We start from the raw sequence: 22,989 nt of genomic DNA, 5'->3' as shown, positions 1-22,989 counted from the left end.
GTTAACCGCCCGTGACGGTCAAAGCCCCTCGAACAAGGCGGTCGAAAGATAGCGTTCCGCGAAGCTTGGGATGATCACCACGATGGTCTTGCCGGCGTTCTCCTCCAGCGCGGCCTGCCGGAAGGCGGCGACCAGGGCGGCACCGGACGATATCCCGACCGGGATGCCCTCCACTCGCGCGGCCTTGCGGGCCATGTCGAAGGCCTCGTCATTGGAGACCTGCTCGACGCCGTCGATGACCGAGCGATCGACGATCGAGGGGATGAAGCCGGCCCCGATGCCCTGGATCTTGTGCGGTCCGGGCTCACCGCCCGAGAGTACCGGCGAGGCCGTCGGCTCGACCGCGATCATGCGCAGCGAGGGTTTGCGCGCCTTCAGCACCTGGCCGACGCCGGTGATGGTGCCGCCCGTGCCCACGCCGGCAATCACGATGTCCACGGCGCCCGCTGTGTCGTTCCAGATCTCCTCCGCCGTCGAGACGCGGTGGATGGCCGGATTGGCGGGGTTGTCGAACTGGGCCGGGATGACGGCGCCGGGCGTCCGGTCCCTCAGTTCCATGGCCATGGCGATGGCCCCCTTCATCCCCTTCTCGGCCGGGGTCAGCACCAGTTCTGCGCCCAGCAGCGCCAGCATCTTGCGGCGCTCGATCGACATACTCTCCGGCATGACCAGGATCAGGCGATAGCCCTTGGCCGCCGCCACAAAGGCCAGGGCGATGCCGGTATTGCCGCTGGTCGGCTCGATCAGCACGGTGTCCGGCCCGATCTGTCCCCCCTGTTCCAGTGCCTCGATCATGGCCACGCCGATCCGGTCCTTGACCGAAGCCATCGGGTTGAAGAACTCCAGCTTGGCCAGCACCGTGGCTTTCGGCTTCATCTCCGCCGAAAGGCGCGGCAGCCCGACCAGGGGCGTGTCGCCGATGGTGTCCAGGATCGAGGCGAAGACCTTGCCGCGTCCGGCTTTCTGATGGCGGGAGGCGTCATAGGCGGACATCGCGGTCTCCTTGCAGGTGTTGAGCGAGAGATAGTTATTTTATCGGGGTCGCAAGTCTCTCGCGCGCATTTTGCGACGTTGCCCGGGTTACTCGCCTGATCGCATTGCGCCGTTGGCGCCACCGACCGTCGGTTGTATCACCCTGGTAAGCCCCGAGTATCGCAACGGGCGTGACGGGGGTCTTACGATGCGTTTTGTTTCCGCGAGCCGGGCGATCGGCCTGTTTGCCGGCGTCATTCTCCTGATCGCGCCCGGCGCGGCGTTGGCCGGCGACGAAGTGCTGCGGGGCCCCGAGCCGGCATGGGTGGTGACGGCCGTCGAGGGCGCACCCAACGCCACGGCTGCGACCGCAGAGGGCCTGCGCATCCTGCTGTTCGACAGCCAGATGCGCGCCGATGGAGAGAGCGAAGCCTTCTACAGCCGGTATCGCAGCATGGCCGTGTCCCCCCAGGCCCTCCCCCTGATGGGCAATGTCGGCGTCACCTGGAGTCCTTCGAACCAGGACGTGACCGTCCACCATGTCCACATCATCCGTGATGGTCAGGTCATCGACGTGCTCGCCGGCCAGACCTTCGAAACCCTGCGCCGTGAGGAGAACCTCGAGCACGCCATGCTGGACGGCCGGATCACGGCGGTCCTCCATCCCGCCGGCCTGCGGGTCGGTGACATCCTCGACGTGGCCTACACCGTGGTGTCTCGCGACCCTGTAACCGGCGGCCATTTTGAACAGTCGATGGACCTGAACCTGCCCGCCCTGGTCGACCAGATCCGCTTTCGGGCCTCGTGGCCGACGGCCCTGCCGGTGCGGCTTCGCGCCGCCAACGACTGGACCCCGCTTCCCGTCCGTCGCAGCGGCGGCCAGTCCGTCGTCGAACTGGAGTTGAACGCGCTCCAGCCGGTGCCCGTGCCGGATGACATTCCGACCCGGCTCCGCGCCCTGCGCCTCATCGAGCTGACCGACTATCGCGACTGGTCCGACATCGCCGTGGTGCTCAAACCGCTCTATGACCGGTCCCGCCGGATCGAGCCCGGCTCCTCGCTGCAGGCCGAAATCGAACGCATCCGGGCCCTGTCCGATGATCCGGCCGTCCGGGCCGCCGCCGCCCTGCGCCTGGTTCAGGATCAGGTCCGCTACGTCGCGCTGATGATGGGCGAGGGTGGCCTGACTCCCGCCACGGCCGAGGAAACCTGGAACCGCCGGCTCGGCGACTGCAAGGGCAAGACCGTCCTGCTGCTCGCCCTGCTCGATGGCCTCGGCATAGAGGCCCAGCCCGCCGCCGTCAGCATCCTGAATGGCGACGGCATGCCCGACCGGCTGCCCATGGTCTCGGCTTTCGACCATGTGCTGGTTCGCGCTGTCATCGGCGGCTCGGTCTACTGGCTGGACGGGACCCGCACCGGCGACCGGAAGCTGGAGGATATCGCCGTACCCCCCTTCCGTTGGGCCCTGCCGCTCACCGGACCGGAGGCGCGGCTCGAGGCCCTGAACCTCGCGCCCCGGACGGTGCCGGATTCCGAAACCATAGTCGCCGTCGACGCCTCCGCCGGTCTCTACGCCCCCGCGGTCGTGACCGGGACGCTCATCATGCGCGGTGACGGCGCGGCGGCGCTCGGGGGCCAGATCGGGCTCATCCCGGCCACCCAAAGGGACCAGGGCCTGCGCTCCATCTGGTCGGCCCAGCTCGGCAATCCGACGATCACCGAGGTCGGCTCGAACTATGACGTCGAGGCCAACGTCCTGACCCTCACCATGACCGGTACGATGTCGCTGAACTGGGGCACCCAGGGCGTCGTCCCTCCGGGCGCGACCTATCTTCCCATCAGCAGTCTGGAGCGGTCCGAAGGGCCGTTCCGGAACGCCCCCTATGCGATCAACCATCCGACCTATTCACGGCAGGTTGCGACCTTGCGCCTGCCGGAAGGCGGACGGGGGTTCCGGGTTTCCGGCGGCGCCGTCGACCGGACCGAACTCGGCCACCATACGCGTCGCACCATGGTTCTGGAGGGCGATCTGGTCACGGTCGACCTGAGCCTGCGCAGCCTGACGGACGAGATCACCGCCGCCGAGGCGGACCGGGTTCGCGCCGAGGACCTCACCCGGCGGTTCGACCCTCCGAGGGTGTTCCCTGACCGGAACTATCGCCCCTCCGATTCCGATCGCGCGGCCTGGGCCGCCGACGCGCCAGCTACCGCGAGCGGCTGGCTCGACCGCGCCCTCGCCCTGTCGCGAAGCGGTGACTGGGCGGGCGCTGCCGAGGCGGCCGGCCGCGCCATTGAACTCGACCCCACAAGCAGCGCCGCATGGGCCAACCGCGGCGTCTACCGGTTCTGGACCGGCGATCTCGAGGGTGCGGTGGCGGATCTGGAAAAGGCGGTCGACATCGACCCCTCCGAACGGGTCGCGATGAACGGCAACGCCCTGCTCGCCATGAACGACGGGCGCTTCGACGACGCCGTGATCGAGCTTTCGCGGGCCCTGCGCCAGGCGCCGGGCGACGACTTCGCGCTCGGCACCCGGGCCCAGGCCTATCTGGCTCTGGAACAGTATGATCGGGCGCTCCGCGACATCGACACCCTGATCGCCGGCCGCCCCACCGACGTCCCCCTGAAGCTCCGGCGCATCGGCGTTCTGGAACAGGCCGGCCGGACGGAACAGGCCGATGCAGAAATGGACGCCCTGGCCGAGGCCGATCCCTCGGCCCCCGGAGTATTGCTCAATCAGGCCGCGCTGAAGCTGGAACGCGGGAAGGCCCAGGAGGCGTCGGAAATTCTGGACCGTTTCCTCGCATCCTCTCCGGCGAACCCCCGGTCCGCTCTGATCCTCCGTGCAGAGGCAGCCATCGCGCTCGGTCAGCTTGATCGCGCGGCGCAGGACCTCGCCACCGTCCGCGAGGCTGCTCCCGCTGATGCGGAGGTCCTGAACAACCTCTGCTGGACCGCCGCCACGGCGGGGGTCCTGCTGGATCAGGCGCTGCGGGATTGTGACGCCGCCTTGGCCATTGCACCGGACAGCCCGGCGATCCTCGACAGCCGGGGGCGGCTGTTGTTGCAGCGAGGCGACCTCGCCGGCGCCCTTGCCGCCTATGAGGCGGCGCTGGCGATCGCACCCGAACTGCCGGCGTCCCTTTACGGTCGGGGCGTGGCCCGGATCGCCTCGGGCCAGGTCGAAGAGGGCGAGCGCGACAAGGCCGCCGCGATCGCGCTTGATCCCGACACACCGACGGACTTCGAGTCCTATCCACCGCGGTGAAGCAGTCCGAAGGCCCCGAAATTAACCTCCCGTTAAGCATGATGCCGCTTTCTGGCGGGGCTGCGGTCGTCGGCCCCGTGGGCCTGTTCGACCCGACGCGGCCAGTTCCGGGGCTTCCACTTGCACTCTCTCGCCGCCGCCGTTGAAGCGATCGACCCGCTGGTCGTGACCGGCAAGGTCGCGGGGGTGAACGGCCTGCTGATCGAGTCCCGGGGCGGGCTGTCGCGGCTGTCGGTCGGGGCCCGGGCCGAAATCGAGCGCCGCCACCTGTCGCCCCTGCCGGCCGAAGTCGTCGGCTTCCGCGACGCCAAGGCCCTGCTGATGCCCTTCGGCCCGGTCGAGGGCGTGGCCCCCGGCGCCGATATCCGCATCGTCTCCGCCGCCGCCAGCGTCCGCCCGACCACCGCCTGGCTGGGCCGGATCATCGATGCCTTCGGCCAGCCCATCGACGGCAAGGGCCCCCTGCCTGTCGGCCCCGCCGCCTATCCCCTGCGCGCACCCCCGCCCCCGGCCCATTCGCGCGGCCGGGTCGGCGAGCGGCTCGACCTCGGCGTCCGCGCCATGGATGTCTTTACCACCACCTGCCGCGGCCAGCGCCTCGGCATCTTCGCCGGCTCCGGCGTCGGCAAGTCGGTGCTGCTGTCCATGCTGGCCAAACAGGCCACCTGTGACGTGGTCGTCGTCGGCCTTATCGGCGAACGGGGCCGGGAGGTCCGGGAGTTCGTCGAGGAGACCCTGGGCGAGGAAGGCCTGCGTCGCGCGGTCGTCGTCGTCGCCACCTCCGACGAGCCCGCCCTGAAGCGTCGCCAGTCGGCCTATATGACCATGGCCATCTGCGAATATTTCCGGGATCAGGACCTCGAGGTCCTGTGCCTGATGGACTCCGTCACCCGCTTCGCCATGGCCCAGCGCGAGATCGGCCTGGCCGCCGGCGAGCCCCCGACCACCAAGGGCTATACGCCGACCGTCTTCACCGAACTGCCCAAGCTGCTGGAGCGCGCCGGGCCGGGTCCGGTCCGGCCGGACGGCACCACCGCCGGGCCGATCACCGCCATGTTCACCGTGCTGGTCGACGGCGGCGACCATGACGAACCCATCGCCGACGCCGTGCGAGGCATTCTCGACGGCCACATCGTCATGGACCGCAAGATCGCCGAGCGCGGACGCTTCCCGGCCATCGACGTCCTCAAATCCGTCAGCCGCACCCTGCCCGCCTGCCAGACGCCGCCCGAGCGCGAGCTGAACAAGCGCGCCCGCCAGTGCCTGTCGGACTACGGCAATATGGAAGAGCTGATCCGCATCGGGGCCTACCGCGCCGGGGCCGATCCCATGGTCGACCGGGCCATCGCCCTGAACCCGGCGCTGGAAGCCTTCCTCGGCCAGGACAAGGACGATCACACCGGTCTTTCCGATTCCTTTACCCGGCTGGAAGCAATTCTGAATCAGGGCATGGTGCAGTGACCCCGTCCCTCTGGAGCGCGTACGCATGAGCAACTGGGCCCAATCGCTGATCCGGATCTCGAACTATGAGGTCGAGACGCTGCAGAAGCGCCTCGCCGAGATCACCGCCCGCCGCGCCTCCGCTGAAATGCGTATCGCCGTGCTCGAGGCCGAGGCCGAGATCGAGCAGGTGCGCGCCCGCGAGGACGCCGACGCCGCCATGATGCTGCAGGCCTATCTGAACGGCTGGAAGCTGCGCAAGGGTGCGGCCGAGGCCGACGTCGTCGTCATCGACGCCGAGGAGGAAGGCGCCCGCGACGCCCTGACCGGGGCCTTCGAGGAACTGAAGAAGTTCGAACACGTCGCCGAGATGACCCGTCTCAACGCCGCCATCGCCGCCGGCAAGCGCGAGACCGCGGCCTTCGACGAACTGGGCCTGAGGCGGCGTGCGGGCTGATCCGCCCGGACTGAACCGCCGCGTCCTTCTCGCCGCGCCTCTCGGGCTGGCCGCCTGCGACCGCTTCGCCTCGGCCCAGACCCCGGTAGGCCCGCTGGCCACGCCCCTGAAATCCCTCGCCGACTTCCCCATCGGTGCCACCGGCATGACCGGTCAGCTGGACGACCCCGTCTGGGTCGCCGCCATGCGCCGCCACGTCAGCCAGATCACCCCCGAATGGGAGCTGAAGCCCGAGCGCATCCTGCAGCCGGGCTTTGCGTACGACTTCTCCGCCTCGGACCGGATGGTCGACTGGGGCCATGAACAGGGGCTGCGCGTCTTCGGCCATTGCCTCGTCTGGTATTCCCAGGGCCTCGACCAGTTCACCGAAACCCTGCCGACCGCCCGCTTCGCCGCCGAGTTTGACCGCTATGTCTCGACCGTCGCCGGTCGCTATCGCGGACGGATGGTGGGCTGGGACGTCGTCAATGAAGCGGTGGCCGAGGATGGAAACGGCCTGCGCGACTGCGTCTACGCCCGCAAGCTGGGCCCCGAGGCCTACATCGTCCGCGCCTTCGAACAGGCCCGGGCGGCCGACCCGGACGCCGTCCTGTTCCTCAACGACTACAATCTCGAGAACAATCCGCGGAAGGGCGCGACCTTCCTGCGGCTGGTCGAGCGGCTGCTGGCGCAGGGCGCGCCGATCGGCGGCATCGGCACCCAGTCGCACCTCGACATCGACATTCCCGCCGGAAACATCCGCGACTTCTTCCGCGATGCCGCCTCGCTGGGCCTGCCCATCCATGTCTCCGAGCTCGACTTCTCGATGCGCAGCGACAGCCCCGTCGACACCCGCTCGCTGATCCAGAAGCGCGCCCGGCAGGTCGCCCGCGTCGGCGAACTGGCCGAGGCCTTCATGGCCCTGCCCGCCCGCCAGCGTTTCGCCTTCACCACCTGGGGCCTGCGCGATACGGACAGCTGGCTGCTGCGCGACGAAGGCAAGGGCTGGAAGGACGACAGCCCCCTGCTGCTCGACGCCGGCGGCCGCGCCAATCCGGCCTATCAGGCCGTGGCCGAGGCGTTCCGGGGCTAGGCGCGAACCGCCTCGATCCCCGCCGCCGCGAGGTCCGCCAGCAACCCCTCGACCGCCGCCTCGACCTTCGCCGCATCCCGTCCACGCACCACCAGATTGGTCCCCATCTCGCCGACCGAGCCGTGGCCGAAGGGATAGCTGCCGAAGCTGATCTCGCGCTCTGCCCGGGCCGCGGCGGTGAGCAGGTCGGCGATCGCGCCCTCGCCGACCCCCGACACCCGGATCGTCCGCGCATGCACCACCGCTCCGGTGCGCAGCCGCGGCGCCACGTCTTCCAGCATGGCCGTCATGATCTTCGGCACGCCCGCCATCACGAAGACATTGCCGATCTGGAAGCCCGGCGCATCGGTCACCGGATTGGCGATCAGCGTCCCGCCCTCGGGGATCCGCGCCATCCGCCGCCGCGCCGTATTGAAGTCGTCGCCATAGCGCCGCGCCAGAATGGCCACCGCGTCGCGATGCTCCGGCAGGGCCACGCCGAAGGCCGTCGCCACCGCATCGGCGGTGATGTCGTCATGCGTCGGCCCGATGCCACCGGTGGTGAAGACATAGTCGTGGCTCGCCCGCAGGGCGTTGAGGCTGTCGACGATCTGCGCCTTGCGGTCGCCGATGGTGCGGGCTTCCTCAAGGTCGATCCCCAGCGCCGCCAGGAACCGGGCGATGGTGTTCAGATTGGTGTCCTGGGTTCGTCCGGACAGGACCTCGTCGCCGATGATGAGGACGGCGGCGGTGGGAGAGGATTCGGTCATTTCCGCACGCTAGACTGCTGCAGGCGTCCGGTCATCGTGTCGCCTTGAGCATCTGTGCTATGATGGCCATCTGAACCGAGCCTGCCGCCTCCCGAAAGCCCCCCGATGTACGAGACCCCCGAACTGGACAGCGACGCCTTCGTCCGCACCCATGAGATCCGCGTCCACGAGGACGAGGCGATGTGGGAGGGCATGCGCGCGGCCGGTCGTCTGGTGGGTCAGGCGCTGGACATGATCACGCCTTACGTGGTCCCCGGCGTGACCACGGGCGAGCTGGACGACCGCATCCGCGAGTTCACCCTCGACCACGGCGCCCTGCCTGCCTGCCTCGGCTACAAGGGCTATGAGAAAACCATCTGCACCTCGATCAACCACGTCGTCTGCCACGGCATTCCCGGCGACAAGGTTCTGAAAGACGGCGACATCGTCAACATCGACCACACCGTCATCGTCGACGGCTGGCATGGCGATTCCAGCCGCATGTACGGGGTTGGCGAGATCAACGCCCGTGCGAAGAAGCTGATCGACGTCACCTATGACTCGCTCGAGGCCGGTCTGGCCATGATCAAGCCGGGCAACACCTTCGGCGACATCGGCTACGCCATCCAGCAGGTGGTCGAGGCCAACCGGATGTCGGTGGTGCGCGACTTCTGCGGCCACGGCATCGGCCGCCTGTTCCACGACAGCCCCAATGTCCTGCACTACGGCCGCCGCGGCGAGGGCGCGACGCTCAAGCCCGGCATGTTCTTCACCGTCGAGCCGATGGTGAACCTGGGCAAGCCGCACGTGAAGGTCCTGTCCGACGGCTGGACCGCCGTGACCCGCGACAAGTCCCTGTCGGCCCAGTGCGAACACAGCTGCGGCGTGACCGAGACCGGCGTCGAGCTGTTCAGCGCCAGCCCGGCGGGGATCTTCCGGCCGAAATTCGTCTGACTCCGACCGCTTGACCACGGCTCCCGGCGGCGCATGATCGCGCCGCAGACGGAGCCTCGACGCATGTCCACGCCCCCGGAATCCCCATTCCATGCCGGCGATAGCTGGCGGTGGTGGGAGAGCCGTCGGCTTCGCTACAACATCGGTCTGGGCATTGCGGGTGCCCTGGCCTGGGCCCTGTTTGCGATTGAGGCCTCGCTGCTCACCGACTGGTTCAGCCTTTCCCTCGCCGCCACCCTTGCCCAAGGGCTCGCATGGCTGGTCATCATGGGCGTCGCCAATCTGGCGTTCTTCCTCGGCCCCGTCAGCGAGCGGATCTTCAAGCCGGATGACCCCGACGCCTATCGCCGCCGCATCTACGGCCTCGGGTTCTGGTTCTCCATCGCCGTGCCCTTCCTGTTTCCCGCCGTGACCCTGATCGCGATTCTGGGGAGCCTCGGATATTGAAGCGGGGCGCGTTCCCGCTGGACGTTCGCCTTCTGTTCTGACAACATCCGATGGTTGTGCCGGAGGCCGTCATGTCCAGCGTGCTGCCCTTTCCGATCCCGCCATCCCGGGCGCCTGAAGCAGCCCCGAAGGCCCTCCGCGCCCGCAAGCCCCACCATACGGGCCACCGCGAACGGCTCCGCGACCGCGCCCGCGGGGCCGGCCTTCCTCACCTGCCCGACTATGAACTGCTCGAACTGTTCCTGTTCCGCAGCCAGCCACAGGGCGACGTCAAACCCATCGCCAAGGCCCTGCTGGCCCGGTTCGGCTCCCTGGCCGCGGTGCTCGCCGCCCCGGTCGAGGACCTGAGCACGGTCAAGGCCGAGGATTCGAAGGGCCGAACGAAGGGTGTTGGTACCGAGACCGCCCTCGACCTCGCCGCCCTGCACGAGGTCGCGCGCCGGGTCATCAAGGAAGAGGCGAACAAGCGCACCGTCATCTCCTCCTGGACCGCCCTGGTCGCCTATGTCCGCCTGTCGCTGCAGCATGAGGCGCGCGAGCAGTTCCGTGTGCTTTACCTCGACAACCGCAACCAGTTGATCCTCGACGAGATCCAGAACCGCGGCACCATCGACCACGCTCCGGTCTATCCGCGCGAGGTGGTGCGCCGAGCGCTGGAGCTGTCGGCCAGGTCGATGATCATCGTCCACAACCACCCGTCCGGCGACCCGACCCCGTCCCGGCCGGACATCCACATGACCCGCCAGATCGTCGAGGCCGCCCGCGCGCTGGACCTCAGCGTCCACGACCACCTGATCGTCGGTCGCGACGGCGTGGCCAGTTTCAAACAGCTGGGCCTGTTGTGACCCCGTTTCGCGAGATCAGAACCTGAACCGGTCCTTTAGCGCCAGACACATCCAGTCGAGCGACCGGGGTGCCAGTGAGCAGTCCTGTTCGGTGATCCCCCGGCACAGCTGATGGCGGTTGCCCGTGACCAGGTTGCAGTTGGGCGTGATCAGAGCCTGACAGAGGTTGTAGTTGTCGCCTTCAATCAGCCCGCACTGCCGGTCCACGATTCCCTTGCAGAACCAGAATTCCTCGGAATCGGAGGTTAGCCCGCAGCTTCCCTCCTCAAGCGCCTTGCACAGCCAGTACTGGGTCTGGTTCGCAAGGCCGCACACGGACCCGGCCTGGACGAGTGCGGGGCCACCCGCGCTGCCTGAGGCCGCGTTTGCCGGTGCCGACGCGAGCGCAAGGGCGAAAACGACGGAAAGCAATCGACTCATGGTCATGTTTCATCCCCCCGCGCCGGGCTGGTCCGACAGCGCACCGCGGACCCTGCACGGGAACTGCTTCGGTGCAAATCGGCGATTCCTGACGGGGGAGTCAGCCTCTTTTGAACGGACGCACTCACGGGTACGCTCGAGCTCGTGAAACTGGCGTACGGTGTCTGATCCCATGGAATCCCGACTGTATGCCGTGTCCCGGCGGGCCCTGATGGCCGCCGCCCCTGTCGCGGCGCTCGCGAGCTCCGTCCGGGCACAGGCCGCGGCCCCCGCCGTCATGGTCTCGACCTGGGACTTCGGCGCGGCCGCCAATGCCGCCGGGATCGCGGCGCGGGCCAGCGGCGGCTCGGCCCTGGACATGGTCGAGGCCGGCGGCCGGGTGGCCGAGGCGGACGAGAGCAATTCTTCGGTCGGCTACGGCGGCCTGCCCGACCGCGACGGGCGGGTGACGCTGGACGCCTGCGTCATGACCTGGGCCGGAGACATCGGCGCGGTCTGCGCGCTGGAGGACGTCGTCCACGCCGTCTCGGTCGCCCGCCGGGTGATGGAGCGGACGCCCCACACCATGCTGGTCGGCGAGGGCGCCCGGACCTTCGCCCTCGAACAGGGGTTCGAGGCGCAGACCCTGCTGACCCCCCGCGCCGAGGCGGCGTGGCGCGACTGGCTGAAGACCGCCAACTACGCCCCGCGCCCCAACAGCGAGAACGCCGACTGGCGCTCCCAAGGACCGTCGATGCCCGGCGGCCCCGGCAACCACGACACCATCGGCCTGCTGGCGATCGGCACAGACCAGCGCATGGCCGGGGCCTGCACCACCTCGGGGATGGCCTTCAAGATGCGCGGCCGGGTGGGCGACAGCCCGATCATCGGCGCGGGCCTGTTTGTCGATGACGAGGTCGGCGGGGCGACCGCCACCGGCGTCGGCGAGGACGTCGTCCGCGTCGCCGGGGCCCATTCGGTGGTCGAAGCCATGCGCCACGGCCTCGACCCGACCGCCGCCTGCCGCAGCGTGATCGAGCGGCTGGCCCGGCTGCGCGGGACGAAGGTGGCGGCGTCCCAGGTCGCCCTGCTGGCGCTGGACAAACAGGGCCGCGCAGGTGCCTTCGCCCTCCAGCCCGGCTTCACCTTCGCCGTCACCGACGCCGCTGGCCAGACCCGCATCGAGCGCGCAGGAGCCCTGTTCGCATGACCATCCTGATCACCGACCGCCTGACCCTGACGCCGGTCGCCCCGGGCGATCTCGATGACCTCGTCGCCCTCTGGGGTGACCCGGTCTTCGCCACATCGATCTTCCCCTCACCGCTGAGTTCCGAGGATGTCTGGTTCCGCCTCCTGCGGGACATCGGCCACTGGGAGGTCAAGGGATACGGCAACTGGGCCATTCGCGAGACAGACACAGGCGATTACGTCGGCAGCGTCGGAGTTCTGGACTACCACCGGATCATGACCCCCGCCTTCGATGCGCCCGAGCTGGGCTGGGGCGTGGCACCGCGATTCCAGGGCAAGGGGCTGGCGTTCGAGGCTGTATCCGCCGCCCTGGCCTGGTGTGACGACACCCTGAACGCCCCGCGCACCGTCTGCATGATCTCGCCCGACAACGCCCCGTCTCACGCCCTGGCGAAGCGGGCCGGCTACGCCCCCTATGTCGAGACGACCTACAAGGGATCGCCGGTTGTCCTGCTGGAGCGCATCAGCCGATAGGCGACCGAGGTGCGGCCCGGGAGACGAAACGGCTTGCCCACGCGGTGAGGCCCCGCGCGATGTAGCCCCCCATTAAGGTTTACGCGCCATCATGCCCGGCGAGTCCGGAGACCGCCTGTTCCATGCCCATGCCTGTCGAAACGCTTCGCGGCTATCTGACCGAAGCCTTTCCCGACGCCGAGATCGTCATCGACGATCTGGCCGGCGACGGCGACCACTATCGCGCGCGCATCGTGGCCACGGCCTTTGCCGGCCTGCCGCGCGTCCGCCAGCACCAGCTCGTCTATGCCGCCCTGAAGGGCAAGATGGGCGGCGAACTGCATGCGCTGGCCCTTGAGACCTCCGCCCCGCCCCCTTCGTCGTCGCAGGGAAACTGACCCGATGCGCTACCGTCCCTTTGGCCTGGCCGGACAGGCCGTTTCCTGCCTGACCCTCAGCCTCGGCGCCCGCGACATCGCCGGCGGTCCGGAGGCGGGCCGCGGCCTGATCTATTCGGCGCTGGAAGCAGGCATCAACTCCTACCGTCTTGAAAACGCAGACCCCGTGCTGGCCGAGGTCCTCGGCCAGGCGTTGATGCATGTCGATCGCAAGCTGGTGCAGGTCTCCCTGACCCTCGGTGCCGGTGACGGCCGCCGTGGCTCGGATCGCGACTTCTCCGCCCAGGGCATCACCTCGGCGATCGACAAGGCCCTGCACGCCTCCGGCCTGGGGTATTTCGACCTGGCCATCCTCGACGAGCCGGGCGACCACGAACTGCCGCAGTCGACCCTCAATGCCCTCAAGGCCCTGCGCGCGACCGAGCGGGTGCGCCTGCTGGGCATCTCCGGCGACGGTGAGGTCATGGACACCTATGTCTCGACCGGCGCCTTCGACGTCCTGGCCACGCCGTTCCACGTCAACGCCAGCTGGCAGGTTCGCTCGCGCCTGCGCGCGGCGCGCGAGGGCGACATGGCCATCTTCGTCTATGACTATTTCCCCGACAGCCTGAACACGGCCAAAAAAGCCGCGACCGTCCAGGTGCAGAAGAAGGGCTTCTTCGGCTTCGGCGGCGGGCCCAAGCCCGTGGAGAGCCCCCTGGCCCATGCCGGGAACTTCGCCTTCCTGCACCGCACCAACAACTGGTCGGCCGAGGCCATCTGCCTGGCCTACGCCCTGACCGACTCCTCGGTGTCCAGCGTGATGATCGAGGCCAGCGAAGTCGAGCGGCTCAACACCCTGTCCCTGGTGCCGGACCGCGACATGCCGCCCGGCCTGGCGGCGCAGATCGAAATGGCCCGGGTCGCGGGTGCCAAGGCGGCTTGACGCCCTTGACCGGCGCGCGCCCGGTCCATACCTGACGCCCTTCACTGAAAGGCCAGCGTCCGTGATCGATCAAGCCGACCCCATCCACGCCTTCATCGCCGACACGCTCAACCAGCATGCCGTGGTCCTGTTCATGAAGGGCTCGCCGGACGCGCCGCGTTGCGGCTTCTCCTCGCTGGCCGTCCAGATCCTCGACCACATCGGCGCCGATTTCGTGGGTGTCGACGTGCTGCAGGACGAGGGCCTGCGCGACGGCATCAAGACCTTCAGCGACTGGCCGACCATTCCGCAGCTCTATGTGAAGGGCGAATTCGTCGGCGGCTCCGACATCGTGCGCGAGATGTTCAATGCCGGCGAACTCCAGGCCCTGATGGCCGAAAAGGGCGTTCCGCTCGGCGAGCAAGCCGAGGCCTGATGGCACGCGCGGTCCTCGAACCCCGCGTCGACCGCGAGATCTTCGTCGTTCCGCTCGAGGTTCGCCCGGAGCACATCGACGAGAACGGCCACGTCAACAATGTCGTCTACGTCGGCTGGCTGCAGGACGCCGGCACGGCCCACTGGAACGCCCGCTTCGACGAGGACACCCGCGCCCGCTGGTCCTGGGTCGGCACCCGGCACGAGATCGACTATTTCCGCCCGCTGATGCCGGACTCGGTCGGCGTCGTGGCCCGCACCTGGGTGGGCGACCCGCACGGGCCGCGCTTCAACCGCTATGTCCGGATCGAGGACGGCGACGGCCGGGTCTGCGCCCAGGGCGTCACCGAATGGGTGCTGGTCGACGCCAAGACCATGCGACCGCACCGCATCCCGGCGGACATGCTCCCGACCTTCGAACGGCGCTAGTCAGCCACCGCCCTGCCGGCGGGCCCAGTCACCCAACATCGGATACCAGGGCCGATCGGGCTCGCGTTCGCACTGGTCGGCCAGCGCCGGAAACTCGGCCTCCAGTCGCTGGCGCTGGGTCACGGCCGCCCTGGCCGTGTCACGGTTCGGGGCCGCCGGCACCCCTGCCACCAACAGGATGCCGCTGGACATGTTGAACAGCGCCATGTCCTTCAGGGGCCGCTCCGGCCAGGTCTGCTGGAACCAGCGCACCTGTCGCGCCATCGCCGCGCAGGTCAGGGCTTCATCGGCCCCCTGGAAGCCCACAGTGACCCGATACCGTGTCGCCTCGGCCGGGGCGCGAAAGCCGGCCTCCGCGACCAGCCGCGTCGCCTCGGCGTCCAGCAGGTCCGAACGTGAGGATTCGACCACCGTAACAGGCCCCTTCGATCCATCGGGCTGAACGACGACTTCGACCGTCACGTCCCCCGTGTGGCCGAGGGCTTCCGCCTCGGGGGCCCGCCGTTCGATCGGTCCGGGGATCTCCACCAGCGGCGGGTCGGCCACGACGGGCGGCGTATCCTGAAGCGCGATCAGTGCGAGCAGAACAGTCAGCATGGGGCCTCCGCGAACTCCGGACATAATGCCGGAATCTCCGTCTGCCTCAACACGGGGACCTAGATTGGGCTGACGCGCCTCACCGCCGCGTCGCGCTGGTCCTGGACCATGGCCCGGCCCGGCCCGCCAGACGGCGCCATTGCAGGGCCATGTCGCGGTAGTCGTCGGCGATGTCCTGCGGGAGTCCGTCGCCCGCGCGGCGTTCCAGCTCCGCCGCCTTGGCCAGACACTGAGCGACCGTAAACATCGTTAGTTCAACCACAGTATTGCGATTTTGGTTCCACGCGAGAATGCGGGTCTCCGTCTACATTTTATTGCGCCTGCGCAACGAATTGCGCCTATGGACTATTACTGTAGTGCCCGATCAGTGATCGCGCAGACCTGATCTTGCCGACAATTTACGACGGGTAGGGCTCTCGTTCCGAGAGTCTCCGGTAACTATCTGGAGGGCCAGCCTTGGCTGCCCCCACGCCAATCGAAACCAACGGTTCACTCAGCCTTGCCCTGGCTGTTGTGGGATCGTCGAGTGCGCCGCTGGTGCTGCTCGACGGCGACCTGAATGTCATCGCCGCCAGCGCCTCCTTCTTCAAGGCCTTCCAGATCGACCCCGCGGGTGCCGTGGGCGAACCGTTCCTGGGCCTCGGCGACGGCGAGTGGAACCTCCCGAGACTACGGTCCCTGCTCACCGCCACCCTGTCCGGTGCCGCCGCTGTCAGTGCCTATGAAATGGAGCTGAAGAGCAAACGCCTCGGCCTGCGCTGTCTGCTTCTGAACGCCCATCTGCTGGCCTATGGCGACGGTGCCGCCGTCCGGCTGCTGCTGGGGGTGTCGGACATCACCGAAGCCCGGGCCAGCGAGAAGCTGAAGGACGACCTGCTGCGCGAAAAGGCGATCCTGCTGCAAGAGGTCCAGCACCGGGTCGCCAACAGCCTGCAGATCATCGCCAGCGTCATCCTGCAGAGCGCCCGGAAGTCCCAGTCAGACGAGACCCGCACCTCCCTGAGCGACGCCCACAGCCGGGTCATGTCTGTCGCCGCCCTGCAACAGCAGCTGGCTGCCTCGCGCCTCGGCGAGGTCGCGCTGAGGGCCTATTTCGACCAGCTGTGCATCAGCGTCGGTGCCTCCATGATCCGCGACCACGACCAGCTGTCGCTGCACGTCGACTGCGACGACACCGCCGTGGATGCCGACATCTCCGTCAGTCTCGGCCTCATCGTCACGGAGCTGGTGATCAATTCGCTGAAACACGCCTTCCCCGGCGGGCGTAAGGGCCGGATCACCGTCAGCTACCAGGCACACGGCCCGAACTGGACCCTGGCCGTCGCCGACGACGGGGTCGGGATGCCAAAGGACGCGGCCAGCAACACACCCGGGCTCGGCACCAGCATCGTCGAGGCGCTCGCCAAACAACTGGGGGCCCGCGTCAAGGTGATCGGCAGCCACCCGGGGACCACGGTGTCGATCGTCCACACCCAGATCAGCGCCGTCGATTCAGACGCCATCGCCGGCCAGGCGGTCTGACCTCAGGTCGGTGGCAGCTGGTAGGGATTGTCGACCGACAGGCGCGATCCGGGTGCCAGACCCAGTTCCTCGAACGACCAGCGAACCTCGGTTCCCTCGGGCAGAGTCTGGCGGCAGCGGTCTTCCTTGATCCGGCGCAGGGTGATGATCGGCCCGTCGCTGGACGACCGCACCACCGGCGTAATGTCTTCCTTGGCGGTGCAGCCGTTCGAAGTGACCCAGAACACCGCCTCATCGCGCGCGATGGCCGCGGCATGGACGGGCTCGATCTGGCCGGGCAGCGCCGCCTGGGGTTCCCGTTGCCCCTGAAACCGGTCCGCCATCTGCTGGACGGCGGCGCATCCGGGCAGGACTGCGGTCAGGACCACGAGGGCGGCCAGCGTCGCGATCCGTTTCGTCACTCCAGCCTCCCGCATCGAACCCTGACCCCCTGAAAATGCGCCTGTTCGCCCGACAAGGGAAGAGCGGTCCGTGGGCCGCAGGTCTTCAGCCCGGCAGGTCGAGCCTGTGCAGTTCGACGCCGATGGCGAACACGATGTGACCGCCGCCCGGGCGCGGGATCACCCGGACCTTGTTGACGGCATTGCCCATCTGGACCGGACTCCAGCTGGCGCCGCCGTCCGTGGTTTCAAACCCGTTCGGCACGGCCCCGACCCAGCCGCGGTTCTCATCGACAAAGCCAATGCCGAACTCGCGCACCGCCGCATTGTCGACCAGCGGCAGTTCGCGCCAGGTCAGGCCGCCGTCCACGCTCCTGGCGACATAGCGTTGCGAGGCCGTGGTGTCGGGATTGTAGCTCTGCACCGTGACATAGCCGACGGTCGCCGAGGGCCAGCTCATCTTCCAGGTCAGTTCGAACGACCGGCTGCCCTCATAGACCCGCGACCAGGTCCGTCCGCCGTCGCCCGTGCGCAGGATGATCGCCGTCGAGGCCTGGACCTCGGCGCTCGACGCGCCGCAGATGAAGCCGACCTGCTCGCTGACGAAATGCACGTCCAGGATCATGCCGGTGTGGGCCGACAGATCTTCCGAGGTCCAGGTCTCGCCCCGGTCCCGCGAGGTCGCCAGGAAGGCGGGGCCGCCGACCCGGCCGGCGGCGCGGATGGTCACCCGGTGGTCCAGAACACCCGCGTTGATGAATGGCGTCTTCAGCACATCGATGGCGCAGATGCCCTTCACCGCCGGACCATCGATCACGACCGGTTCCCAGCTGACCCCGCCGTCGCGCGTGCGGTACAGCGGCGTCGCGTCCGAGACGTTGGGGAAATAGTCCGGCCCGATATTGCCCAGGAAGCCGAGCTCGGTGTCCACGAACCCCAGCGCCCGCACAAAGGTGCCCGGCCGGTCCAGCTGCTGGACCCAGGTCTGGCCGCCGTCGGTGGTCCGGAACAGCTTGCCCGCGCCATTGCCGAACCAGCCCGTCAGGGCGTCGACGAAAACCACATCGTCCTGTTTGCCGCGATAGGGCTCGGTCGGCAATTTGACCCATGCGGGACCGGCGTCCTGTGCCCATCCGACGGTCGGGACCAGGGCGGTCGCCGCCGCCGTTCCCAGAAACACCCTGCGATCCATGTCCACCCCCTCGCCAGAACGGCATATGGAAAGGACGCTTTACAAAAACGCAAGTGAAGTTTTTGTCGCCGAACAGCAAAAAGGCCCCGGATTTCTCCGGGGCCTTCAGAAAGTCTGCGGTTCGTACCAACCTTACGAGGAATAGTATTCCACGACCAGGTTCGGCTCCATCTTCACCGGGAACGGCACGTCGGCCAGTTCCGGCACGCGGACGAAGCGGACCGAGAAGCCGCGGTCGCCGATTTCGATGTAGTCGGGGATGTCGCGTTCCGACGACTGCTGGGCTTCGAGCACCAGCGCCATGTTGCGGGACTTTTCCTTGACCTCGACGACGTCCCCGACCTTCAGACGGTACGACGCGATGTCGACCTTCTTGCCGTTCACCGTCACGTGGCCGTGGCTGACGAACTGACGGGCGGACCAGACGGTCGGGGTGAATTTGGCGCGATAGACCAGGGCGTCGAGGCGCGACTCCAGCAGGCCGATCAGGTTCTCCGAGCTGTTGCCCTTGCGACGCGAGGCTTCCTCGTAGGTCGCGGCGAACTGCTTCTCGGTGATGTTGCCGTAGTAGCCCTTCAGCTTCTGCTTGGCCTTCAGCTGCAGGCCGAAGTCAGAGACCTTCTGCTTGCGACGCTGGCCATGCTGGCCGGGGCCATACGAGCGTTTGTTGACGGGGGACTTGGCGCGACCCCACAGGTTTTCACCCATGACCCGGTCGAGTTTGTACTTGGCGCTATGGCGCTTGGACATGTGTCACTCTTCTTCGTGATGCGGCCCGGTCCCTCCCCAACTGGAGAGACGATCTCAACGGCGGTCCACGCATCGTCCGTAGTGGTTCGCGCAGACGGGCAAGCCCGACGGCGTGAAGGGCGCGCTTATGACGGGGTCGGGCCCATCCGTCAAGGCTGGGCGGTGGTTTCCGGAACCCAGACGAAGCCGTCGTCCCGGCGCTGGAACCGGCCGAGGCCCGGGAAGGGGAAGTGGGGGGCGTAGATCCGCAACGACCGGGAGGCGCCGCGCTCCAGCAGGCCCTGCCGTGTTGCGATGCCGGCGGCGCTGTCGGTGTCCCAGCCATTGACCCATTCAGGCCGCTGAACGGAAATCACCGAGCTGTGCATGGCGTCGCCGATATAGAGCAGGCGGTCCGTCCCCGAGACGATCTCATAGCCGGTATGTCCGGGCGTATGGCCGTCCAGCGCCACGGCCTTGATCGAGGGCGTGACCTGGGTTCCCGGCGCGAACGGCCGGACCCTCGGCGTTACCGCCGTCAGCAGTGCCGCCTCCCCCGCCTGGGCCGCACCGGCTTTCATATAGTCCCACTCGGGCGCGCTGACGTGGATGACGGCTCCCGGGAAGGTCAGCGAGCCATCGGCCCCGACCAGTCCGCCGACATGGTCGCCGTGGGCATGCGAGATCAGGACGTCTGTGACCGTGGTCGGATCGACGCCGGCCGCCCGCAAGGACGCCACCAGCTGGTTCTGCGTGCCCATCCGCCCGCCCGCACCTGTATCGATCAGGACCAGCCTGTCGCCGTCGCGCACCAGCAGCGGCTGGACCGACAGAGGTATTACATCGCCGGCCTGACCGGCACCCGTCAGCAGGGTCGTCACCGCGGCTGTGTCGGCCCACGGACTGCCGGCCGCGGTGTTCGGCAGGGCGATCGCGCCGTCCCGCAGCGCAACCGCCTCCAGCGCGCCGATACGGAAGGCGTGCACGTCACGGCTGGCGGCGACAGCCGGTGCCGGCCCGGCCGCCTTGTCCGTTTCGGGCGAACAGGCCGCGCCAAACAGGGTCAGGGCCAGGCTGGCGGCGGCGAGGCGGGCGTGGATGTTCATCGGTCGGGCTCCCGGAGGTCGGGCCGGGCCCGAACGGTCACGCTGCATCTGGGGGCCAGGACCGCCCGCGCCAAGGCCTCAGGTCGTGGCGGCCGCGAACAGCTCGTTGGCCTTGTTCCAGTTCACCACCGACCAGAAGGCCTTGAGATAGTCGGCCCGGCGGTTCTGGTATTTCAGATAATAGGCGTGCTCCCAGACGTCGGCGGCCAGAACCACGGCGCCCTTGTCCTCGGCCACGTCCATCAGCGGATTGTCCTGGTTCGGCGTCGAGGTGACCTTCAGCTTGCCGTCCTGCACGATCAGCCAGGCCCAGCCGGAGCCGAACTGGCCCGCGCCGGCGGCGTTGAAGGCGTCCTTGAACCTGTCCATACCGCCGAGGTCGCGGTCGATGGCGGCGGCCAGTTCAGGCGACGGCCGGCCGGTCTTGCCCGACGGTGCCAGCAGCTTCCAGAACAGGCTGTGGTTCCAGTGGCCGCCGGCGTTGTTGCGCACCGCCTTCGGCAGGGTCGACATGGCGGCGAACATCTCGTCCATCGACTGGCCGCGCAGCGCCGGGTCCGCGTCGACCGCCTTGTTCAGATTGTCGACATAGGCCTGATGGTGTTTGCCGTGGTGGAACTTCATCGTCTCCCGGTCGATCGCGGGTTCCAGCGCGTCATGGGCGTAGGGGAGAGGCGGAAGCGTAAAGGCCATCGGACGGCTCCTTCGATCAGTTCGGTCCGCCCCTATCTAGGCGCCCGTTCACCCAACCCAAGCCAGGCCGGGGGATTTCGTTCCTGCGGCTATCCGCCCGCCCCCGGCAGATTGGCCTTCAGGCAATCCCGCACCGCGCGACGCAGATCACCCGTGGCCGAGGCGAAATCCACGCCCTCGGCGTCGAACACCGCCCGCGTCGCGGCATCCAGCCCGTTCGGTATGGCCTCCAGCACCCGCTTCTCCCCCTTGGGGTGCAGGCAGAAGCCGACCTCCTTGCACAGGGCAGCGAACATGGGATCGTAGTCAGCCTGGCTCATGGTCTCGTCCTGAAGAAGCGGCCGGGCATGCTGCCGAAGCCTGGTCTGCGATCTGGTCGGCGATCTCCGGGTCGATCGGTCCCAGAAGCACGTCGGACCCGAGCGCGTGGCCCCGGTCCGGATGCGAAACGAATGTCACCTGACCGGCCGGCAAAACGCCCGCCGCTGCCGCACGTTGACGGTCTTCGCGCACCTGCGAGTCCCTCGAGCCGTAGTGGAAGATCAGGGGCGAGGGCCAGCGCGAAAACCGGACGGCGTTGGGCGTGTCGTCGAGGAACCAGGACTTCCACCAGCGCCAGCTGGCAAGAGGCTCCTCGGCGTCCGGGTAGGGCGCGTCGTCGGCATGGTTGACCAGGTCCGCGGTTTCCTGGGCAAAGAGAGCGGCCTGTTCGGCGCGGAAGCCGGCGATGTCCGCCGTGGTCCAGTGCCCGTCCGGATCCAGCAGAGGGGCGGGGTCCTCAAAGACGCCCGCCGGCGTGTTGCGGAAATCGGCGCGGATCTCCGCATCGGTGACCACCCCGTCGCCGTCGCCATCCATCATCAGCAAGGCCTCAGGCACCCGGTCCACGGACTGCCAGCGAACGACGGACGCCTTGCTCTCCAGCAGCCCGCCCATGCCGATGACCAGGTCCGGCGGCGCCGCGCCACGCTCCGCCAGCCCGGCGATGTGGACGGTACCTTCCGAATGGCCGAACAGGACCACGCAGTGCGCACCGAGGCCCAGCTCGGACCGGGTCCAGTCGTACAGGGCCTCGACATCCTGGCTGAGGTTCTCGGGGGTCGCCGTCGGCGCAACGGCCTTGTCCGTCCGCTCTTCACGGGGCACCCCGTAGCGGGCGCCACGCCGGTCGAAGCGGACCACCGCCATGCCGCGTTGGTTGAACCGCCCGGCGAGGTCCAGGAAGATGCGGTCGCCCGGCGTACCGGACCGGCCGAAGCCGACATCGCGGGTGAAGACGCCGGTCCCGGCGACCATGATCACGACACCTCGCGCCGCCCCTGCGGGCCGATCCGCCTCGCCCTGGATCATATAACCGTCGGCCGAGGGCACCTCGAAAGGCGCGGCGTCCAGAACCGGTGCCGGCGCAGGCAGTTGCAGCCCGAATGCCAATGCGGCGGCCAGAACGGTCATGGTGATCAGGGTCCTTTCAGCCGCCGGGCGTGGAATGCCACGTGATCCGCGATAAAGCTCGCCATAAAGAAGTAGGAGTGGTCGTACCCCGGCTGCATCCGCAGGGTGATCGTCTGCCCCGCCGCCTGGCCCGCGGCAACCAGCAGTTCGGGCTTCAGCTGTTCCACCTGGAACGGGTCGGCGTCGCCCTGGTCGATCAGGATATCATCGTAGCAGCCCTCGCCGATCCCGGTCTCGATCAGCCGCGCCGCGTCATGCGCTTCCCACGCCTCGCGTTCCGGGCCCAGATAGGCGGTGAAGGCCTTTTCGCCCCACGGACAGCGCGTCGGCGAAGAGATGGGCGCAAAGGCCGAGACGGACCGGAACAGGTGCGGATGCCGCAGCGCCAGCGTCAGCGCCCCGTGCCCGCCCATCGAATGGCCGCTGATCGATCGCGTCTTTGTTGTCGGGAATTCCGCGTCAACCAGCCCGATCAGTTCCTCGACGACATAGGTCTCCATGCGGAAATGCGGTGCCCAGGGCGCCTCGGTCGCATCGACATAGAAGCCTGCCCCCTGACCGAGGTCATAGGCCGGATCGTCGGCCACACCTTCCCCGCGCGGCGAGGTGTCGGGCGCGACGATGATCACCCCGTGCTCGGCCGCCGCCGCATAGGCCCCGGCCTTGGTGGTGAAATTGTCCTCGGTGCAGGTCAGGCCCGACAGCCAGATCAGCACCGGAAAAGGCCCCTCCCCCGCCGGCACGAAGACCGACAGGGTCATGGGCGTGCCGGTCGTGGCGCTGTCATGCTTCAGATAGCGCAGCGTGCCGCCGTGGACGGCATGGGTTTTGAGGGTTTCCATGCCGCCCGCATAACACCTCGCGGCG

27 protein-coding genes are annotated in these 22,989 nt (G+C 68.2%); 14 read left to right on the top strand and 13 right to left on the bottom strand.

Translation table 11 applies throughout. From position 1 onward, the window contains the following. Positions 1-18 precede the first annotated feature (18 nt). Complete coding sequence (cysK, locus tag KB221_04435) at positions 19-993, bottom strand: cysteine synthase A (GenBank protein ID WIY70281.1); 975 nt, start codon at positions 991-993, stop codon at positions 19-21. A gap of 187 nt (positions 994-1,180) precedes the next feature. On the opposite strand from cysK, the gene KB221_04430 reads away from it, so the two are divergent. The 4 genes from KB221_04430 to KB221_04415 all read left to right on the top strand — a co-directional run bounded on the left by KB221_04430 (position 1,181) and on the right by KB221_04415 (position 7,212). After that, positions 1,181-4,243, top strand: a complete 3,063-nt coding sequence (locus KB221_04430) for a DUF3857 domain-containing protein (protein ID WIY70280.1) — start codon at positions 1,181-1,183, stop codon at positions 4,241-4,243. A gap of 120 nt (positions 4,244-4,363) precedes the next feature. Further along, positions 4,364-5,704 carry a flagellar protein export ATPase FliI gene (gene fliI, locus KB221_04425; GenBank protein WIY70279.1) on the top strand — a complete coding sequence of 447 codons (1,341 nt, stop codon included), beginning with the start codon at positions 4,364-4,366 and terminating at the stop codon, positions 5,702-5,704. A 25-nt stretch (positions 5,705-5,729) separates the two neighbouring features. Beyond that, positions 5,730-6,140, top strand: coding sequence for a flagellar export protein FliJ (locus KB221_04420; GenBank protein ID WIY70278.1), 411 nt, complete (start codon positions 5,730-5,732; stop codon positions 6,138-6,140). Further along, positions 6,130-7,212, top strand: coding sequence for an endo-1,4-beta-xylanase (locus tag KB221_04415; protein WIY70277.1), 1,083 nt, complete (start codon positions 6,130-6,132; stop codon positions 7,210-7,212). The genes KB221_04420 and KB221_04415 overlap by 11 nt, the downstream gene beginning before the upstream one ends. Here the strand turns inward: KB221_04415 and KB221_04410 are convergent. Beyond that, a complete protein-coding gene (locus KB221_04410; GenBank protein ID WIY70276.1) occupies positions 7,209-7,961 on the bottom strand; it encodes a molybdopterin-binding protein in 753 nt (250 codons plus the stop codon). The genes KB221_04415 and KB221_04410 overlap by 4 nt on opposite strands. Before the next feature lie 105 nt (positions 7,962-8,066). On the opposite strand from KB221_04410, the gene map reads away from it, so the two are divergent. The 3 genes from map (at position 8,067) to radC (ending at position 10,186) form a co-directional block, all read left to right on the top strand. Then, positions 8,067-8,894, top strand: coding sequence for a type I methionyl aminopeptidase (gene map, locus KB221_04405; protein ID WIY70275.1), 828 nt, complete (start codon positions 8,067-8,069; stop codon positions 8,892-8,894). Positions 8,895-8,957: 63 nt separating this feature from the next. Next, a complete protein-coding gene (locus tag KB221_04400; GenBank protein WIY70274.1) occupies positions 8,958-9,341 on the top strand; it encodes a hypothetical protein in 384 nt (127 codons plus the stop codon). 71 nt (positions 9,342-9,412) lie between these two features. Beyond that, on the top strand, positions 9,413-10,186 hold the full coding sequence (gene radC / locus KB221_04395; protein ID WIY70273.1) for a DNA repair protein RadC: 774 nt from the start codon (positions 9,413-9,415) through the stop codon (positions 10,184-10,186). A gap of 15 nt (positions 10,187-10,201) precedes the next feature. Here the strand turns inward: radC and KB221_04390 are convergent, their stop codons facing one another. After that, the gene (locus tag KB221_04390) at positions 10,202-10,612 is read right to left on the bottom strand and encodes a hypothetical protein (protein ID WIY70272.1); all 411 of its coding nucleotides are present in this window, start codon (positions 10,610-10,612) and stop codon (positions 10,202-10,204) included. 166 nt (positions 10,613-10,778) lie between these two features. Between KB221_04390 and KB221_04385 the strand changes: the two genes are divergently transcribed. From KB221_04385 to KB221_04360, 6 genes are all read left to right on the top strand, one after another. After that, a complete protein-coding gene (locus tag KB221_04385; GenBank protein ID WIY70271.1) occupies positions 10,779-11,795 on the top strand; it encodes a N(4)-(beta-N-acetylglucosaminyl)-L-asparaginase in 1,017 nt (338 codons plus the stop codon). Then, on the top strand, positions 11,792-12,307 hold the full coding sequence (locus KB221_04380; protein ID WIY70270.1) for a GNAT family N-acetyltransferase: 516 nt from the start codon (positions 11,792-11,794) through the stop codon (positions 12,305-12,307). Before KB221_04385 ends, KB221_04380 begins: the two co-directional genes overlap by 4 nt. A 122-nt stretch (positions 12,308-12,429) precedes the next feature. Continuing rightward, the gene (locus tag KB221_04375) at positions 12,430-12,684 is read left to right on the top strand and encodes a BolA family transcriptional regulator (protein WIY70269.1); all 255 of its coding nucleotides are present in this window, start codon (positions 12,430-12,432) and stop codon (positions 12,682-12,684) included. A gap of 4 nt (positions 12,685-12,688) precedes the next feature. Then, positions 12,689-13,609, top strand: a complete 921-nt coding sequence (locus KB221_04370; protein WIY70268.1) for an aldo/keto reductase — start codon at positions 12,689-12,691, stop codon at positions 13,607-13,609. Positions 13,610-13,670: 61 nt separating this feature from the next. Beyond that, positions 13,671-14,024 (top strand): Grx4 family monothiol glutaredoxin, encoded by a 354-nt coding sequence (grxD, locus tag KB221_04365; GenBank protein ID WIY70267.1) that lies wholly within the window; start codon positions 13,671-13,673, stop codon positions 14,022-14,024. Beyond that, on the top strand, positions 14,024-14,452 hold the full coding sequence (locus KB221_04360; GenBank protein WIY70266.1) for an acyl-CoA thioesterase: 429 nt from the start codon (positions 14,024-14,026) through the stop codon (positions 14,450-14,452). The genes grxD and KB221_04360 overlap by 1 nt, the downstream gene beginning before the upstream one ends. Here the strand turns inward: KB221_04360 and KB221_04355 are convergent, their stop codons facing one another. Together KB221_04355 and KB221_04350 are read right to left on the bottom strand one after the other, a co-directional pair. Continuing rightward, the gene (locus tag KB221_04355) at positions 14,453-15,049 is read right to left on the bottom strand and encodes a TonB family protein (protein ID WIY70265.1); all 597 of its coding nucleotides are present in this window, start codon (positions 15,047-15,049) and stop codon (positions 14,453-14,455) included. It lies immediately after the preceding gene. A gap of 79 nt (positions 15,050-15,128) precedes the next feature. After that, a complete protein-coding gene (locus tag KB221_04350; GenBank protein WIY70264.1) occupies positions 15,129-15,296 on the bottom strand; it encodes a hypothetical protein in 168 nt (55 codons plus the stop codon). A gap of 209 nt (positions 15,297-15,505) precedes the next feature. Here KB221_04350 and KB221_04345 point away from each other — a divergent pair, with 209 nt between their 5' ends. Further along, complete coding sequence (locus KB221_04345; GenBank protein ID WIY70263.1) at positions 15,506-16,570, top strand: histidine kinase dimerization/phosphoacceptor domain -containing protein; 1,065 nt, start codon at positions 15,506-15,508, stop codon at positions 16,568-16,570. Between the two features lie 2 nt (positions 16,571-16,572). Here KB221_04345 and KB221_04340 read toward each other — a convergent pair whose 3' ends face one another. From KB221_04340 to fghA, 8 genes are all read right to left on the bottom strand, one after another. After that, positions 16,573-16,971 carry a hypothetical protein gene (locus KB221_04340; protein ID WIY70262.1) on the bottom strand — a complete coding sequence of 133 codons (399 nt, stop codon included), beginning with the start codon at positions 16,969-16,971 and terminating at the stop codon, positions 16,573-16,575. An 85-nt stretch (positions 16,972-17,056) separates the two neighbouring features. Further along, positions 17,057-18,142: a hypothetical protein gene (locus KB221_04335; GenBank protein WIY70261.1), complete on the bottom strand. Its 1,086-nt coding sequence runs from the start codon at positions 18,140-18,142 to the stop codon at positions 17,057-17,059. A 132-nt stretch (positions 18,143-18,274) separates the two neighbouring features. Then, positions 18,275-18,892, bottom strand: a complete 618-nt coding sequence (rpsD, locus tag KB221_04330) for a 30S ribosomal protein S4 (protein WIY70260.1) — start codon at positions 18,890-18,892, stop codon at positions 18,275-18,277. A gap of 149 nt (positions 18,893-19,041) precedes the next feature. After that, on the bottom strand, positions 19,042-19,977 hold the full coding sequence (locus KB221_04325; GenBank protein WIY70259.1) for an MBL fold metallo-hydrolase: 936 nt from the start codon (positions 19,975-19,977) through the stop codon (positions 19,042-19,044). A 78-nt stretch (positions 19,978-20,055) separates the two neighbouring features. Next, a complete protein-coding gene (locus KB221_04320; GenBank protein WIY70258.1) occupies positions 20,056-20,670 on the bottom strand; it encodes a superoxide dismutase in 615 nt (204 codons plus the stop codon). Between the two features lie 89 nt (positions 20,671-20,759). Continuing rightward, positions 20,760-20,990 carry a hypothetical protein gene (locus KB221_04315; protein WIY70257.1) on the bottom strand — a complete coding sequence of 77 codons (231 nt, stop codon included), beginning with the start codon at positions 20,988-20,990 and terminating at the stop codon, positions 20,760-20,762. After that, complete coding sequence (locus KB221_04310; GenBank protein ID WIY70256.1) at positions 20,977-22,122, bottom strand: hypothetical protein; 1,146 nt, start codon at positions 22,120-22,122, stop codon at positions 20,977-20,979. Before KB221_04310 ends, KB221_04315 begins: the two co-directional genes overlap by 14 nt. 5 nt (positions 22,123-22,127) lie before the next feature. Beyond that, a complete protein-coding gene (fghA, locus tag KB221_04305) occupies positions 22,128-22,964 on the bottom strand; it encodes an S-formylglutathione hydrolase (GenBank protein ID WIY70255.1) in 837 nt (278 codons plus the stop codon). Positions 22,965-22,989 lie beyond the last annotated feature (25 nt).

Origin of the sequence: Aquidulcibacter paucihalophilus (assembly GCA_030285985.1) — a bacterium.
In the GTDB taxonomy this organism is placed as follows: domain Bacteria; phylum Pseudomonadota; class Alphaproteobacteria; order Caulobacterales; family Caulobacteraceae; genus Brevundimonas.
This window is presented reverse-complemented; position numbering and strand designations above follow the sequence as displayed.